The sequence below is a fragment of the Flavobacterium ginsengiterrae genome (assembly GCF_039539785.1).
Lineage (GTDB): Bacteria > Bacteroidota > Bacteroidia > Flavobacteriales > Flavobacteriaceae > Flavobacterium > Flavobacterium ginsengiterrae.
Genome location: NZ_BAABDU010000003.1, coordinates 88508 through 104141, shown reverse-complemented (window position 1 = coordinate 104141; position 15634 = coordinate 88508). Strand labels below are relative to the sequence as shown.

16 protein-coding genes are annotated in these 15634 nt (G+C 33.1%); 7 read left to right on the top strand and 9 right to left on the bottom strand.

Going from position 1 to position 15634, the window contains the following annotated elements:
• Window positions 1-3: 3 nt before the first annotated feature.
• From ABD859_RS03330 to ABD859_RS03310, 5 genes are all read right to left on the bottom strand, one after another.
• A complete protein-coding gene (locus ABD859_RS03330) occupies window positions 4-249 on the bottom strand; it encodes a DUF3098 domain-containing protein (protein WP_345140239.1) in 246 nt (81 codons plus the stop codon).
• A 43-nt stretch (window positions 250-292) separates the two neighbouring features.
• Entirely contained in the window at window positions 293-1168 is an 876-nt protein-coding gene (locus ABD859_RS03325; RefSeq protein ID WP_345140236.1) for a cell division protein FtsX, read from the bottom strand.
• 290 nt (window positions 1169-1458) lie between these two features.
• Entirely contained in the window at window positions 1459-2055 is a 597-nt protein-coding gene (locus ABD859_RS03320; RefSeq protein WP_345140233.1) for a molybdopterin-dependent oxidoreductase, read from the bottom strand.
• 13 nt (window positions 2056-2068) lie between these two features.
• Complete coding sequence (locus ABD859_RS03315) at window positions 2069-4069, bottom strand: TonB-dependent receptor plug domain-containing protein (RefSeq protein WP_345140230.1); 2001 nt, start codon at window positions 4067-4069, stop codon at window positions 2069-2071.
• An 85-nt stretch (window positions 4070-4154) separates the two neighbouring features.
• Window positions 4155-4502 (bottom strand): winged helix-turn-helix domain-containing protein, encoded by a 348-nt coding sequence (locus ABD859_RS03310; RefSeq protein ID WP_345140227.1) that lies wholly within the window; start codon window positions 4500-4502, stop codon window positions 4155-4157.
• Window positions 4503-4709: 207 nt separating this feature from the next.
• On the opposite strand from ABD859_RS03310, the gene leuS reads away from it, so the two are divergent.
• The 4 genes from leuS (at window position 4710) to ABD859_RS03290 (ending at window position 9188) form a co-directional block, all read left to right on the top strand.
• Window positions 4710-7574 carry a leucine--tRNA ligase gene (leuS, locus tag ABD859_RS03305; protein ID WP_345140224.1) on the top strand — a complete coding sequence of 955 codons (2865 nt, stop codon included), beginning with the start codon at window positions 4710-4712 and terminating at the stop codon, window positions 7572-7574.
• A 376-nt stretch (window positions 7575-7950) separates the two neighbouring features.
• Window positions 7951-8130: a hypothetical protein gene (locus ABD859_RS03300; RefSeq protein WP_345140221.1), complete on the top strand. Its 180-nt coding sequence runs from the start codon at window positions 7951-7953 to the stop codon at window positions 8128-8130.
• 1 nt (window position 8131) lies between these two features.
• Entirely contained in the window at window positions 8132-8605 is a 474-nt protein-coding gene (locus ABD859_RS03295; protein ID WP_345140218.1) for an RNA polymerase sigma factor, read from the top strand.
• The gene (locus ABD859_RS03290) at window positions 8592-9188 is read left to right on the top strand and encodes a hypothetical protein (protein WP_345140215.1); all 597 of its coding nucleotides are present in this window, start codon (window positions 8592-8594) and stop codon (window positions 9186-9188) included. The genes ABD859_RS03295 and ABD859_RS03290 overlap by 14 nt, the downstream gene beginning before the upstream one ends.
• 69 nt (window positions 9189-9257) lie before the next feature.
• On the opposite strand, the gene ABD859_RS03285 is transcribed toward ABD859_RS03290, so the two are convergent.
• Window positions 9258-9662 (bottom strand): hypothetical protein, encoded by a 405-nt coding sequence (locus tag ABD859_RS03285; RefSeq protein WP_345140212.1) that lies wholly within the window; start codon window positions 9660-9662, stop codon window positions 9258-9260.
• Between the two features lie 168 nt (window positions 9663-9830).
• On the opposite strand from ABD859_RS03285, the gene ABD859_RS03280 reads away from it, so the two are divergent.
• From ABD859_RS03280 to ABD859_RS03270, 3 genes are all read left to right on the top strand, one after another.
• A complete protein-coding gene (locus tag ABD859_RS03280) occupies window positions 9831-11843 on the top strand; it encodes a tetratricopeptide repeat-containing sensor histidine kinase (RefSeq protein ID WP_345140209.1) in 2013 nt (670 codons plus the stop codon).
• Window positions 11836-12471: a response regulator gene (locus tag ABD859_RS03275; RefSeq protein WP_345140206.1), complete on the top strand. Its 636-nt coding sequence runs from the start codon at window positions 11836-11838 to the stop codon at window positions 12469-12471. Before ABD859_RS03280 ends, ABD859_RS03275 begins: the two co-directional genes overlap by 8 nt.
• 97 nt (window positions 12472-12568) lie before the next feature.
• Window positions 12569-13255, top strand: coding sequence for a zinc metallopeptidase (locus tag ABD859_RS03270; RefSeq protein ID WP_345140203.1), 687 nt, complete (start codon window positions 12569-12571; stop codon window positions 13253-13255).
• A gap of 101 nt (window positions 13256-13356) precedes the next feature.
• Here the strand turns inward: ABD859_RS03270 and ABD859_RS03265 are convergent, their stop codons facing one another.
• The 3 genes from ABD859_RS03265 to ABD859_RS03255 form a co-directional block, all read right to left on the bottom strand.
• Window positions 13357-13827 carry an Lrp/AsnC family transcriptional regulator gene (locus ABD859_RS03265; RefSeq protein WP_012022648.1) on the bottom strand — a complete coding sequence of 157 codons (471 nt, stop codon included), beginning with the start codon at window positions 13825-13827 and terminating at the stop codon, window positions 13357-13359.
• Window positions 13828-14166: 339 nt separating this feature from the next.
• The gene (locus ABD859_RS03260; protein WP_109190797.1) at window positions 14167-14916 is read right to left on the bottom strand and encodes a uroporphyrinogen-III synthase; all 750 of its coding nucleotides are present in this window, start codon (window positions 14914-14916) and stop codon (window positions 14167-14169) included.
• A 14-nt stretch (window positions 14917-14930) separates the two neighbouring features.
• Window positions 14931-15599, bottom strand: coding sequence for a DUF4271 domain-containing protein (locus ABD859_RS03255; RefSeq protein ID WP_345140198.1), 669 nt, complete (start codon window positions 15597-15599; stop codon window positions 14931-14933).
• Window positions 15600-15634 lie beyond the last annotated feature (35 nt).

Sequence of the window (15634 nt, the reverse complement as noted above, 5' to 3'; positions counted from 1 at the left end):
TATTTATTTTGATTTTTTGAAAATAGAATAAATCGTGATTCCAAAACCAATAAGTACAGTTGTTGGTGCTAAACGAATACGTCTAAAACTAAAAACATCTTCATTAAAAACATTTGGATTATCGCTTCCTCCGCCAGACATTAAAATAAATCCTAATGCGATTACTGCGATACCAATTAATAAGATTTTATAATTGATAGTGTCAAAAAGGAATTCCTGTTTTTGTTGTTCTTCTTTATTATTTTTCATTGTTACTTTTTTAATAATCTAAAATTTTTTCTACAATCTAAAATTAATAAAGATCGTCAGTTCTTAAGTTTAAGAAACGCTGTGTTGCAAAATGCGTGCTTACCCATGTAATTAAAACTCCTAATCCAAAAACAGCTAAAAGTACTAAGCCTATTAAAGCTTTATCTTCTAAAATGCCTAACCCCGGGAAATTAGTTTCTACATAGAATAAAAGACCAATTAGAGCAATGATTGCTAATACTGCTCCAAGCATTCCTAATTTTACGCTTCGCATTACAAAAGGTTTACGGATAAACGATTTTGTTGCTCCCACCATCTGCATGGTTTTAATAATAAAACGATTGGAATGAATAGATAATCGAAGTGAACTATTGATTAATAAAACAGCAATTATAGTAAGGAAACCACTTATGATTAAAATCCACATACTTACTTTTTTGATGTTATCGTTTACCAGATTTACTAATTGTTTGTCATATACAATATCTTCAATCATGGTATTTTGACGCAGACGGCTTTCAATTTTCGTAATGCTGTCGCGTTCTACGTAGTCAGCTTTTAAGTGAATGTCGTATGAATTTAATAACGGATTCTCTCCTAAAAATGTTAAGAAATCTTCGCCAATAATATCAGTATGTTCTTTTGCCGCTTTTTCTTTGGTTACATAAACATATGAAAGAGCAAAAGGAGCTCTTTTTAGTTCTGAGTCAAAAGCTTTGATAATGCTGTCATTTGCTTCATTTTTAAAGAAAACTGTCATGGCGATTTTTTCTTTAAAATCATCAGCCAGTTTTTTAGAATTAATGATAAATAATCCTAGTACTCCTAAAAGGAATAATACCAGAAATACACTTAACACTACCGAAAAATAAGAGGAAATTAACCTGCGTTTTTGAAATTTATCAAAGTTAGAACTCATAGTCTGCTTAAATTATGGGGTAAAAATAATAAAGAATTTCTTTATTTAAAGTTAATAACAAACTTTTATACCATAAATGTACAATTAGATATTGAAAATAGAAAGGTTAAAAAAGGATTTAAACGCAAAGAGCATAAAGTTTTTTTTAAAAAGCAGTTTAGTAAAATGCTAAAGTTCGCAAAGCTTATCAATAAAAAACTTTGCGAACCTTATTTAATACTTTGTGCTCTCTGTGGTTAAACGAGAAAAAAACTTAGCCTCTCAGAAACTTAGTTTCTCAGCAGCTTTTTTTACTTAACCTTATACACCTCAATACTTTTCAGCCAGTAAACATGTCGAGGTCCGGTTTTAATATCATTTTTGCAAATGGCAATCATTTCGCCGTTTTTAACCGGTTTTCCATTTTCTTCAAAAAGAATATATGTGTTTTCTCCCGTTGGATTGTTGAAAATTTCGGCCCACGAAAAAGTTGCTTTATAATCGTCTGAGGCTCTTGCTACAATATAAAAATTACGGTCTTTATGTCCGTTTTGTTTGATTTTGGCTTTTTCTAAAATATCTTTCAAAAGAACACCTTTGCACACTTTATTGTCTTTTTTAACTTCACCGCTTTGGCACACTACTTTAAAATCATCAAGTGTGGCAACTTTCATCTTTTTTAGAGAATCTACCGTTAAATTTAGTGTGTTTTCGACATCGCCTTTTACTTCGATCGAATGATTTACCATTTTTAAACTATCTTCGGGAGTAAGAACGGGATGTTTGTCATTGTCTGTTTTTAAAGCTTTTTCAGATGAGATAATCTGCTCTTTATCTTTTTTAGGAGAGTTGCACATTACGCAGAAAAATGCCGTAAGCAGAATCAGAATAAAATTTTTAATTTTCATTTGGTATTTTGATTTAGTTATTGAAAAAACGAAGTGTTACAAAAAAATTACGGCCTTCTTCCGGATAACCTTCAACAAGACTATAGTTTTTATCGAAGATATTATTAATTCCTGCATCAACACTTAGATTTTTAGAAATTTTGCCCGAAGCATAAAAATTCAAAAGTGTATAATCCGGAACGCGCGCGCCGTAACTCGTACTGAAACGTGACGAATTAAATTCAGAATTGGCAATGAATCGCAATATTTTAACTGGGCTGTATTCCAGAGTTCCCATAACTTTTGTATTTGGGACATCGGTAAAATGAATATTGGGGTTTGTGATATTTTTTCTTTCGATATATGTGTAATTAAAATGAAGCGACAGGTTTTCTAAAACAGCATAGTTCAATTGCGCTTCAATTCCTTTATAATCGGCTTCGCCAAAATTCTGCATTTGCGATTTTCCGGGTTCAACATTGCTTACGCTTAAAATTGCGTCTGAAAGGGAGCTGTAAAAAAGAGCTGTTTGAAAAGTAATTTTATCAAATAAAAGAGCAGTATAATTTAATTCGTAATTAATTGCTTTTTCAGGTTTCAAATCAGGATTGGGAATTGCGGTTCCCATTCGGTACGAATATCGATCTTTAATAGTGGCAAATCTGGTTTTCTGAGAAACCGATGCGCCTAATTTTTGGTCATTATTTAATTGATAAAATAATCCAATTTGTGCATTAAAAGCATCACTTGCTCCGGCATAAGGATAATTTGAAATTACTTTTGTGGTACTGTTGTAATCTTCGGCCTCATTGTTTTTTCGAATATTGTAACTAATACCCGGAATTACAGTAAATTTTGAACTGACTTTGTAAATGTCTTCAATTCCAATTAAAACAGTATTGTCTATAAAGTGGCGTACGGGCTCGCCAAGATTGTTTTCGCGGTGTACATCTTCTTTAAAATGAAAAGCAATTTTTAAATCATTTTTAGGAATCAGTTTAGTATTGTATTCGAGATTTCCTCCAAAAGTATAATCGTTGTAAATACTTTCAAAAGCATAAGGTTTTGTTTGTGTTGAATAAGTAGTATCGTCATAACTGTCCAGTGTATTTTTGAAACGGTCAAAATACAATCTGGTTTTGAAACTGTTTTTGTCGTCGAAACCCGAATTTGAAATGAAGTAAAAACTTTCTTTATCCCAATTTGGCCATTGCCAGAAACGAGGTTTTAGCAAAAGCGTATTTTGTGTATCATAACCGGTATAAACTGGATTTCCTTTTTCGCCCTGCTGATTAATGTAGCCAATTGCATATTCGCTTTTTTCAGATGGTGTCCAGCCTATTTTAAAACTGATTTTTTGATCTGTTCGGTATGAATTGTCTCTTTGTCCTCCGTTTTCATTTGCTGTGGGAATAAAGTTCGAAGACATTCTGGTTGAATTTCTGTCTAAATAAGAAAATCCTCCCTGAAAATAAAACTTGCCTAAGTTTGAACCAATATTAATGTTCCCTTTATAACCGTTTTCGTTAATCATTCCTAAAGAACCGTCGTATTCCAATTTTTTAAAAGGTTTTCTCGAAACAAGATTTATTGCACCGCCAAGCGAATTTGGTCCATATAAAACAGATGAAAATCCTTTTGAAACATCAACAGCAGCAAGATCAAAAGTGGTAAATCTGGCGAGATCAACATAGCCGTCGTAAGGCACATAAACCGGAATTCCGTCCATATAAACCGGAACTTGTCTTAAATCAAAACCACGAACAGAAACCATCGATTCGTTTCTTGGTCCCGAAGCCGTTAAGCTCACTCCTGGGAGCATATTTAAAGCTTTTGAAACCTCCATTTTATTTTGAGATTCCATAGTTTTTGAAGTTATTCTGTTTAGAGTGTCTTTGTTTTCATGATGTGTTATTATGACTTCTCCTAAAATAAAGACATTGGAATTTTTTAAAGAATCTGCTGGCTTTGAATTATTTTGCTGCGAAAACCCAACGAGCGGGAAAAGCAGAAAGATTAAGAATTTTGGTTTCATAAAAATGATTTTTGCAGTATGTTTTAAAATGAATACTGCTGGTTGAGAAAATAGGTTTTGGTTAATTGTTTTTTTAAATAGGTTTCTAGAATTTTAAATTTTGAGTTTCTTTTTGAGCAAATTCTTTAATGCGTTTTTCAATTTCATAAAAAACAGTAATGGCTTTTTCTCCGGCTTCGGTAAGTTGTGCGCCGCCACCGCCTTTGCCGCCCAGAAGTTTTTCTACAAGTGGTTTTTCGGCACGCTGATTCATTTCTTCAACCAATTGCCATGCTTGTCGATAGGCCATTTTCATTTCTTTTGCAGCATTGGTAATCGATCCGGTTTTTCGGATGTTTTCTAAAAGCCAGATTTTTCCAATTCCCAAGAAAGCGCCTTCAGTTTCTTCAATCCAAACGCGGACTTCAATTTTGTATTTCTTATTTTCTGTCATTAATTTCAGTATAAATAAGTATTTATAAATGCAATAATACGTATTTTTACGTAAACTTGATTACGTAATTTGTGAATTTATTTGTTTGTCAGCAAAATAGCTTTGGAACAAGCAACAATAAATGTAAATTTGCGGATTAAAATTAAGCGACAAAGAGAGAAAAACCTCAGAACCTTTGTCCCTTAGAACCTTAGTAGCTTAAAGAAAATGAAATACAATCCGAATGAAATAGAAGCCAAATGGCAAAAATATTGGGCAGAAAATCAAACTTTTGCAGCAAAAAATAACTCTGAAAAACCGAAGCATTATGTTCTCGATATGTTTCCTTATCCGTCTGGAGCGGGATTACACGTTGGGCATCCGCTGGGTTATATTGCATCAGATGTGTATTCGCGTTTCAAAAGACATCAAGGTTTCAATGTTTTGCATCCAATGGGTTACGACAGTTTCGGATTGCCGGCAGAACAATATGCGATTCAGACAGGACAACGTCCAGAAGATACAACGCGTGTAAATATTGATGGTGGAGTTGATAAAGAAGGAAAACAAATTGCCGGTTACAGAAAACAATTAGATAAAATAGGATTTTCATTTGACTGGGCGCGTGAAGTGCGTACATCAAATCCAGATTATTACAAACATACACAATGGATTTTTATCCAGCTTTTTAATTCTTGGTACTGCAGAAAACAAGGACAGGCTTTTGATATTTCAGATCTTGTAAAGGTTTTTGAAGAATCAGGAAATGCTTTGGTTGAAGCAGTTTGTGATGACAACGTACAGATTTTTACAGCTGATGAATGGAATTCTTATTCTGAAGATCAAAAAGAGAAAATCTTGTTGCAATACAGATTGACGTATTTGGCAGAAACCGAAGTAAACTGGTGTCCGGGCTTGGGAACAGTTTTGGCAAATGACGAAATTGTAAACGGAGTTTCAGAGCGCGGCGGGTTTCCTGTTATAAGAAAAAAAATGACACAATGGAGTATGCGAATTTCTGCTTATGCCGAACGCTTACTTGAAGGTCTAAATGATATTGATTGGAGTGAGTCAATTAAAGAATCTCAAAGAAACTGGATTGGGAAATCAGTTGGTGCAATGGTTACTTTTAAAGTGAAAAATCACGATGAAGTAATCGACGTTTTCACAACTCGTCCTGATACTATTTTTGGAGTAACTTTTATGACTTTGGCGCCAGAACATGATTTGGTTGCTAAAATTACAACTCCAGAACAAAAAGAAGCGGTTGAAGCGTATATCGAAAAAACGTCAAAACGTTCAGAGCGTGAGCGTATGGCCGATGTGAAAACCATTTCTGGAGTTTTTACAGGAGCTTATGCAGAACATCCGTTTACAAAAGAACCAGTTCCGGTTTGGATTGGAGATTATGTTTTAGCAGGTTACGGAACGGGTGCTGTAATGGCGGTTCCTTGCGGAGACGAAAGAGATTATGCTTTTGCTAATTTCTTTAAAGGTCAAAACGGAATGAAAGAAATTAGAAATATTTTCGCTAATGTTGACATTTCTGAAGCCGCTTACGGATCTAAAGACAACGTAGAAATCGCAAATTCTGATTTCTTAAACGGGTTAAACTATAAAGAAGGCACTAAAAAAGCAATTGCTAAATTAGAAGAAATTGGTCAGGGAACTGGCAAAACCAATTACCGTTTACGTGATGCCGTTTTCTCTCGTCAGCGTTATTGGGGAGAACCGTTTCCGGTTTATTATGTAAACGGATTGCCAAAAATGATTGATGCGCAGCATTTGCCAATTATTTTACCGGAAGTAGAGAAATATTTACCAACAGAAGACGGTTTGCCTCCATTAGGAAACGCAGCGGTTTGGGCTTGGGACAGTGTTAAGTGTTCAGTAGTTAGTACTCAGTTAATTGACAATGTTTCGATTTTTCCTTTAGAATTAAACACTATGCCAGGTTGGGCGGGAAGTTCATGGTATTGGATGCGTTATATGGATGCGCACAATGAAAATGAATTTGCGTCTAAAGAAGCATTGAAATATTGGGAAAGTGTAGATTTATATATTGGTGGAAGCGAACACGCAACAGGTCACTTATTGTATTCTCGTTTCTGGAACAAATTCTTAAAAGACAAAGGTCTTGCGCCAACTGAAGAACCATTCAAAAAACTGATAAATCAGGGAATGATTTTAGGAACAACGGCTTATGTTTACAGATTAGAAGGAACAAATACTTTCGTATCTAAAAACAAAATTGGTGATCAAAAAGTACAGCCAATTCGTGTTGATGTTAATTTTGTTAATTCTTCTGATGAATTAAATATCGAAAAGTTCAAAGCTTGGAGAGAAGATTTTGGAACAGCTGAATTTATTTTTGACGAAAACGGAAAATATATTGTTGGCCGTGAAGTCGAAAAAATGTCGAAATCATACTACAATGTAGTAACACCAGATGATATTTGTGCAGAATACGGAGCTGATACATTACGTTTATACGAAATGTTCTTAGGTCCGTTGGAACAAGCAAAACCTTGGAATACGGCTGGTATTTCGGGAGTTTTTGGTTTCTTGAAAAAATTATGGAGATTGTATTTTGATGACAATGGTTTAATTGTAAACAACGACGAACCAACAAAAGACAACTTGAAATCGTTGCATAAAACAATCAAAAAAGTACAAGATGATATTGAGAATTTCTCTTTCAATACGTCTGTTTCTCAGTTTATGATTTGTGTAAACGAATTGTCTTCTCAAAACTGTCATTCAAGAGCGATTTTAGAGCCGTTAGCGATTTTAGTTTCGCCTTACGCGCCACACATTGCTGAGGAATTATGGGCGCAATTAGGACATACAACTTCTATTTCTGAAGTTCCGTTCCCAGTTTTTGAAGAGAAACATTTGGTTGAAACCAATAAAGAATATCCGGTTTCTTTCAACGGAAAAATGCGTTTCACAATCGAATTGCCTTTGGATTTAACCAAAGAACAAATCGAAGAAATCGTTATGAAAGACGAAAGAACTCAAAAACAATTAGACGGAAGAACGCCAAATAAAGTGATTATCGTTCCTGGTAAGATTATTAATTTGGTTGGATAACAAAAAATTCCAAATATTAAAATTCCAAATTCCAATTTTGTTGGGGTTTGGAATTTTTTTTTGTGCTTAGTTTTGTGTCACTGATTAAAAGGATTTTTTGTTTCACGCAGATTTTAAAAGATTTAAACAGATCTATATAGATTTCAATAATAAAAAATCATATTAAATCTGCTCTAATCTGTAGAATCTGCGTGAAACAAAAAAAGCTTTGCGACTTAGCGCCTTCGTGGCAAAAAAAGTGCTCTTCGCGGTTAAAACCCGCACCAACATTGGAATTTGGAATTTAATAATTGAAATTTTAAAAAAGTTGTAACATTTTAATAGTTGTCGTATCCAAAGGATGGATCCGATTATTTATCAACTTAAAAATATTAAAATGAAAAAGTATATTATTTTAGTTATCGCATTCTTATTTTCAGCGTTATGTGTGAATGTTTTTGGACAGAGAAAAACATATTCATTTGAAATTTCAAAAGCTGAAAAAGAAAAAATAAACAGCTCTAAATATGTCGATAAGGGGTGTTTTTTAAAATTAAACGCTTTTATAAAATCTTAAAATGGGATTCGAAGAAATATACAAAACATATTGGGATCGAATTTTCAGGCTTTGTATGGGTTTCGTAAACGATTACGATACTGCACAGGATTTGGCTCAGGAAACTTTTATAATTGTCTGGCAAAAACTCGATACTTTTAGAAATGAATCATCCGTAGGAACCTGGATTTTTAGAATTGCCTCAAATAATTGTTTGCGACAGATTGAAAAGCAGAAACGTTTTCCTAAATCAGATTTACCAAATCATCTTTTAGAAGAAAAACAAACCTCAATAGAGCCCCAGATTCAGTTTTTGTATAAATGCATTGCTGAATTACCAGAAACAGACCGTATTATTATTTCTCTGGAATTAGAAGATGTTAAACAAGCTGAGATTGCAAAAATTATAGGTCTCTCTGAAGCTAATGTGCGAGTAAAAATCCATAGGATAAAAGAAAAACTGACTCAAAAATTTAAAGAAAATGGACAACGATAACAATATAGATTTTAAAGATTTATGGAAAAAACAATCCGTAAGTCAGCCAGACATGAGTGATTTGCTGGCAAGATTAAGTAAGTTTAAAAAAACAGCATTGCGATGCTTATGGATTACCAATATTGTGCTTTTGGCAACAAGTGTTTTTATAATTTTTGTCTGGATATATTACCAGCCACAGTTTATTTCGACTAAAATAGGAATTGTGTTTACGATTCTGGCAATGGTAATTTACGTGTTTGTGTATAATAAATTATTGAACGAATATAAAAATATAGATTCAACACAAGCCAATCAGGAATATCTGCAGAAATTAATTTCAATTAAAAAGAAACAGCAGTTTTTGCAAACTAAAATGATGAGCTTTTACTTTATAACACTTATGGCAGGGATTTGTTTGTATATGTATGAGTATGCGAGCAGAATGAGTACTTTAGGGGCAGGTTTAACATATGGAATCACATTATTATGGATGCTTTTTAATTGGTTTTACCTTCGCCCAAAACAAATTAAAAAACAGCAGGCTAAAATTAACGGTCTTATTGAAAAGTTTGAAGAAATCAACAATCAGTTACAGGTATAAAAAAGAAGCTTCGCAATAATGCGAAGCTTTCTTTTTTCCAAAAACAAAATATTAAATTCTAATTCTAACTTATCTAGGGAATATGTAAGTTTTAGGATGAACTACAATAATTCCTTCTAAATTTGCTGTTCCTGTTAATTCAGAAACGACTTTTCCTCCTACATAAATCTTTACTGTTAAGGTTTGTCCTGAAACTCCTCCATATCCGCTTGAATGAGCTAAAGCAGCGTCAGAATCCGCATTAGCAGTAAATTCTTTAGTCCAAGGCAAAGCAGTAACATCTTCAATAAGCGGAGCACCGCTTTTTTCTATATAAGTTGCATCAAGTTTGCCAGTGTAATTTCCGGTTATCTCATATTTTACATCTCTTGAACCTGTTGCTGTACCAGAATTATCATCGTTATCGCTGCTGCAAGAAACTGCTGTAAAAGCAAGAGTCAGTACAAGAGCCGCTGTTTTCATAATTGATTTCATGGTTTATTGTTTTTAATTAATAATAATCTTTTAAACAAAATTAGAATCAAATAATAGAGGGAACAATACCTGATAAAATGCATTTTGTATTACCTGATATCAGGTAAAAGTTGCAGAATTTTTTTTGAAACGATTTTTAATTTGATAAATTTGAATAAATACCATTTTATGAAGAAAATCTACATACTTGCACTTTTTCTATTTTTATCCGCCGCCTTGCATTCACAGGTTATTCTTTCTCTTGATGATGATTCTGCTTATATTGACAGCATTGCTAAAATCACCAGAAATACAAAGTCTGACAGTATAAAATGTTTATACAGTTTTAAATTGTCAAAATTGTATTTGATGTCACAGGATATTAAAAAATCTAAACAATATTTAGCGCAGGCCAACAGTCTTAAAGATAAATTTCCGTTTTTAAGAGATGCCGGTATTTTTTATAATTCGTCCAGTTTTTTAGAAAAAGGAGATGTCGAGGGGTTTGAACAAACACTGCTTGAGGGAAATGAAAAACTTAAAAAGTATTTTAATACCGAAGCCTTTAGAATTCGTGCCATAATTCTGCAGAATTACGGAGTTATGCAGCAACGAAAAAACAACGAAAAGGTATACATGAAACTGCTTATAAACGAGGCTATTCCTGCCGCTAAAAAAAGTCGCGATTATGAACTTATAAGCGGACTGTATAAAGCTGTTGCCATTATTTTTATGAATAACAGCGAAAGAGGTAAAGCAAGTGAATATTTAAGCGAAGCTCAGAAATATATTGAAAGGGCCATTAAAAAATCACCGACTGTTGCCGAGTCAAAAATGGAAACCTATATTATTAATGCCGAAAATTTAATTGAATTACAGCATTTTTATGATGCGAAAAAAATACTCGATAAAGCTTTTTCGACATTAAAAGATTATCCTGAATCAAACTTAAATGATTCCTATTATTATTCGGAAGGATTATATTATGCCAAACAGAATAAAAATTCGAATGCTTTAGAAAGTTATGGGAAAGGAATAGCGTCTGCAGAAAAACACCAAAATGCGATTGCCTTAAACCGCTTAAAATTTGCAGAATATGAAGTGCTTTTCAAACTTAAAAATTACGACAAAGCAAAGCAAAACTTAGACTATCTTTTAGAAAATACACCTTTTGTAGTAGACAAGAAGAATTATTACAACGAGCTGGCAAAAGTATACAATGCGACAAAAGATTTTGATAAAGCCTATTATTATTCGCATAAATACAATGCTTTAAACGACAGCTTAAACAATACAAAATTTAAAAGCGAGATTGTAGAGCTTGAGGCAAAATATAAAAAAGCCGAAAGCGAGAAAAAAATATCGCTTTTACAGTCACAAAATGATAAAGCCGCTTTACAGGTATATAATACTCGATTCAATTCAGTGCTTTTTGCTGGATTATCATTTTTGTTATTTCTAATTGTTTTATTTCTGTGGATCTTCAATAAAAATCAAAAGAAATTGAGTGCTCAAAAAGAAATCAATTTAAAACAGGAATTATCATCTTTTGAAGACCGTCATAAACTTTCGGTTTCCAAAGCCTTGATTCAGGGTGAAGAAATGGAAAGAAAAAGAATTGCCAGAGATTTACACGACGGATTGGGAAGTATGCTTTCGGGCGTAAAAATCCATTTAAATCTAGCAAAAAAGGAAAATGTAGAAACGGTAAATAATGTCGATACACTTTTAGATAATTCAATTAAAGAACTTCGAAACATATCGCAGAATCTTATGCCCGAAACACTGCTTGAACTTAGTTTAGAGCACGCTTTAAGAGATTTATGTGCTGCAAATTCTAATGCGGTTACTAAAATTGAGTTTCAGTATTTGATTAAAAAATCAAGACTGCCAAAAAATTACGAAATCATGATTTACAGAATTATTCAGGAATTGTTGAATAATGCTTTAAAATATGCCAAAGCATCGCAGGTTTTGGTCTCCTGTTCTCAAAACAAAGATGTGTTTTTTATTACGGTTGAAGATAATGGAGTTGGGTTTGATGTTGCAGAAGCAAAAGACAAAAACGGAATGGGACTAAAGAATATTCATAACCGAGTAGAATTTTTAAGCGGGAAATTAGAAATAGACAGTAAAATAAATCAGGGAACTTCCGTTTATATAGAATTAAATGTGATAAACGAAAATCAGCAAAATGAGTAAAAAATATAAAATGGTTGTGGTTGATGACCATCCAATTGTGATTTCCGGAATTTCCGGTTTATTGTCTGATCTGGAAAATATTGAAATTGTAGAGAAAATGCAATCCGGTGCTTTACTGTTAGATTATATAGAAAGCAACGAAGTAGATCTGGTTTTAATAGATATTTTTCTGCCTGTTGTAACCGGAATAGATTTATGTAAATCGATCAAGCAAAAATATCCGCAGGTTATTGTAATAGGAATGAGCAGTCAGTCTGAAAGAAGTTTGGTAATGCAGTTTATTCAAAATGGGGGAAATGGTTATATTTTAAAAAGCGCTTCGTTTGAAGAATTTAAAAACTGCATTAATAAAGCAATTGAGGGCGAAATTGTTTTTAGCGATGAGGTAAAAACAATCGTAAGCCAGCCATTATCTGAAGATCTGGATAATATTCCGAGCTTAAGCAGAAGAGAAAAAGATATTGCGCTATTGCTGTCAAAAGGAAAGCAGACGCAGGAAATTGCCGATGAACTTTTTTTGAGTTTCTTAACGGTGCAGACACACAGGCGAAATATTCTTCAAAAATATAAAACCAAAAATGTCGCAGAGTTAATTACACTGCTTTTAAAAAACAATCTTTTGGACTAAAAATGTCTGAAAAAATGCCAAAATGACATTTTGTTAAAATGGTTTATAATTTGATGTTTGTTTTGTAAATTTAAAATCAATCAAAAAAAGTAAAATCATGGGAAGTGGATATTTAATTCTTGCCGGAGCTATTATGTTATTTAGCTGGATGGTGAGTGCAAAACTTAAAAGTAAATTCGAATTATATTCTAAACTGCAGCTTCGAAACGGAATGAGCGGTGCAGAAATTGCAGAAAAAATGCTAGCTGATAACGGAATTACAGATGTTCGTGTTATTTCGACTCCGGGTCAGTTAACAGATCATTATAATCCTTCAGACAAAACCGTTAATTTGAGCGAAGCAGTTTATAATCATCGTAACGCAGCGGCGGCAGCGGTTGCAGCGCATGAATGTGGACACGCAGTACAGCATGCAATTGGTTATGAATGGTTAACAATGCGTTCTAAGCTGGTTCCAATTGTTAATGTGGCATCAAGTTTTATGCAGTGGATTTTGTTAGCTGGAATTTTAATGATTAGAACTTTTCCACAGTTATTATTAGTGGGAATTGTGATTTTTGCCGTAACAACATTGTTTTCAATTATTACGCTGCCGGTAGAATACGATGCAAGTAACAGAGCATTGGCCTGGTTAGAAAATAAACACATGCTGACACAAGAAGAACAGGCAGGAGCAAAAGATGCGTTAAAATGGGCTGCAAGAACCTATGTTGTTGCTGCTTTAGGATCTATAGCAACGTTATTGTACTATATCTCGATTTATTCCGGAAGCAGAAGGAACTAAGAAAGAAATTTACAATTTTAAAAAATCCAAATTCCAATTTAAGGAGTTTGGATTTTTTTATGCTTTTTTGTTGGAATTTGAAAAATTTGGAATTTATTTTTTTAAAGTTGTATCTGCCTGTCAATCTGCTGATCTAAGGAAATAAACGTTTCAGTTCTTGAAACTCCTTCAATTGCCTGAATTTTGGTATTTAAAAGCTGCATTAAATGTTCGTTATCTCTACAGATAATTTTAATTAAAACGGACCAGTTTCCTGTTGTATAATGGCATTCTAATACTTCAGGAATTTTTCTTAATTCTTTTACGGCTTCGGAGTTTCGGGAAGCTTTATCGAGATAAACTCCAATAAAAGCCATAGTGTTGTAACCTAAAACTTTTGGATTTACAGTAAATTTAGAACCGGAAATAACGCCGGATTGTTCCAGTTTTTTTAATCGCTGATGAATTGCCGCTCCCGAAATGCCTATTTTATTGGCAATCTGCAAAATTGGTTTTCGGGCATCATCCATAAGATATCGAAGAATTTCTTTGTCGATACCGTCAATTTCAATTAAGAGGGAGTTGATTTTCATAACTTAAAATTTGAAACTATTTTAGTGATTTGGGTTTAGAATAGAAATCAAATGTAGTTAAAATGCTCAATAAATGGAAATTCCAATATTTTAAATTCCAATTTTATTGATGTGTAAATTTAACCGCAAAGTGCGCAAGGTTTTTTATTTGCAAATATTTACAAAAAGCAAATAAAGTTCGCAAAGCCTTATCGGTAAGGCTTTGCGAACTTTAAAAAACAACTAATGTTAAAAAAAACTTGCGTACTTTGCGGTTAAAAAAAGTGCTTGAAGCAAAAATTCCAAACTCCAAGTGATTAATTTGGAATTTGGAATTTAAAATATTGTGACTTCTAAGGTTTATTTTCCTTTGTTTGCTTCGGCAACGTATTTTTCTAAAGCCATTGTCATAGAAGGAGTTTCAGGAGTTGGAGCAAGAATATCAATTCTTAAACCATGGTCTAAAGCTTCTTTTTGAGTTGTGCTTCCAAATACGGCAATTCTAGTGTCGTTTTGTTTAAAATCAGGGAAGTTTTTAAACAAAGATTTAATTCCGGTTGGACTAAAAAACGCTAAAACATCATAATAAACATCAGCAAGATCAGATAAGTCGCTCATTACAGTTCTGTAAAAAATGGCTTGTGCCCAATCTACCTTAAGGCTGTTTAAAGTTACAGGAGCATCTGCATTTAATTGATCAGATGCAGGAAGCAGGAATTTCTCGTCTTTATACTTTTTAATTAAAGGAGATAAATCTGCAAAATCTTTTGCTCCAACGTAAATTTTACGTTTTCTGTACACAACATACTTTTGAAGATAAAAAGCTACTGCTTCAGATTGACAAAAATATTTCAATCCTTCTGGAACTTTGTAACGCATTTCATCAGCCACTCTAAAAAAATGATCTACAGCATTTCGACTTGTTAAAATGATCGCAGTGTAATGATTAAGATCGATTTTTTGTAATCGAATCTCTTTTGCGCTAACCCCTTCCACATGAATAAATGGTCTGAAATCAATTTTTATTTTGTGTTTTTGTTGGAGCTCAAAGTAAGGAGAATTCTCCACTTTAGGTTCAGGCTGTGACACCAAAATTGTTTTCACTTTCATATTATAAACATTTTCTAAGCACTCCCTTTTGTTATCCAATAATAGAGAAAATAATAAGGCGCTATTTCAAGAGCGCAAAGATATAAAATAAAATAAAATAATTTGCCGATAATTACGTTTTGATACGTTTTGACTGAAATAAAATATGAATACAGGCTGATACACAGCGAGATACCAATAACGGCAAGCGGTACAATCGTTGAAATATTGTCATAATAAAACAAAATTGCATTGATTGGAAGGATTAAAACGCCAATATAAGTTCTGTAAGTAACTTTTTGCAAATTAAAAAGCTCTACAAAATCGTCGATGTTGAATGAAGCAGCTACAATTTTCTCAATTAAATATTTCGCCAGAATAAAATAAAGTAAGAAAGTAGCAATCTGAATAAACAAAATCCAGTCGGTTTTTGAAGCTTCTCCAAAAATATTCATGGTAAGCTGAATAAAAAACGCAAACGAAATTACCTGCACAAAAAATAAACCAACCGTAAAGCTGCTTTTCATGTGACTGTTGTCTCGGTAAATTTTGGCATATTTATCAGAAAAAATAAGCTTGCTAAATTCTGTAAAACGAGTTTCGTAAGCTGATTTTGTCATAGCAACAACAGCAAAAGTCAGGACAAATAAAGCCGTTGCCCAGTCTTTGTTTTCAATAATTCGTGGATGAAGATGTTCAATCATAGTGTCACAAAATTAGTAATTTTTTGTATCAATAC

Bases quoted from the DNA above. Each gene is read 5' to 3' on its own strand.
- ABD859_RS03270 (WP_345140203.1), top strand. From the start codon at position 12,569: ATGGGAAGTGGATATTTAATTCTTGCCGGAGCTATTATGTTATTTAGC.
- ABD859_RS03325 (WP_345140236.1), bottom strand. From the start codon at position 1,168: ATGAGTTCTAACTTTGATAAATTTCAAAAACGCAGGTTAATTTCCTCT.
- ABD859_RS03310 (WP_345140227.1), bottom strand. From the start codon at position 4,502: ATGACAGAAAATAAGAAATACAAAATTGAAGTCCGCGTTTGGATTGAA.
- ABD859_RS03280 (WP_345140209.1), top strand. From the start codon at position 9,831: ATGAAGAAAATCTACATACTTGCACTTTTTCTATTTTTATCCGCCGCC.
- ABD859_RS03315 (WP_345140230.1), bottom strand. From the start codon at position 4,069: ATGAAACCAAAATTCTTAATCTTTCTGCTTTTCCCGCTCGTTGGGTTT.
- ABD859_RS03290 (WP_345140215.1), top strand. From the start codon at position 8,592: ATGGACAACGATAACAATATAGATTTTAAAGATTTATGGAAAAAACAA.
- ABD859_RS03265 (WP_012022648.1), bottom strand. From the start codon at position 13,827: ATGAAAATCAACTCCCTCTTAATTGAAATTGACGGTATCGACAAAGAA.
- ABD859_RS03330 (WP_345140239.1), bottom strand. From the start codon at position 249: ATGAAAAATAATAAAGAAGAACAACAAAAACAGGAATTCCTTTTTGAC.
- leuS (WP_345140224.1), top strand. From the start codon at position 4,710: ATGAAATACAATCCGAATGAAATAGAAGCCAAATGGCAAAAATATTGG.
- ABD859_RS03275 (WP_345140206.1), top strand. From the start codon at position 11,836: ATGAGTAAAAAATATAAAATGGTTGTGGTTGATGACCATCCAATTGTG.
- ABD859_RS03300 (WP_345140221.1), top strand. From the start codon at position 7,951: ATGAAAAAGTATATTATTTTAGTTATCGCATTCTTATTTTCAGCGTTA.
- ABD859_RS03320 (WP_345140233.1), bottom strand. From the start codon at position 2,055: ATGAAAATTAAAAATTTTATTCTGATTCTGCTTACGGCATTTTTCTGC.
- ABD859_RS03260 (WP_109190797.1), bottom strand. From the start codon at position 14,916: ATGAAAGTGAAAACAATTTTGGTGTCACAGCCTGAACCTAAAGTGGAG.
- ABD859_RS03285 (WP_345140212.1), bottom strand. From the start codon at position 9,662: ATGAAATCAATTATGAAAACAGCGGCTCTTGTACTGACTCTTGCTTTT.
- ABD859_RS03295 (WP_345140218.1), top strand. From the start codon at position 8,132: ATGGGATTCGAAGAAATATACAAAACATATTGGGATCGAATTTTCAGG.
- ABD859_RS03255 (WP_345140198.1), bottom strand. From the start codon at position 15,599: ATGATTGAACATCTTCATCCACGAATTATTGAAAACAAAGACTGGGCA.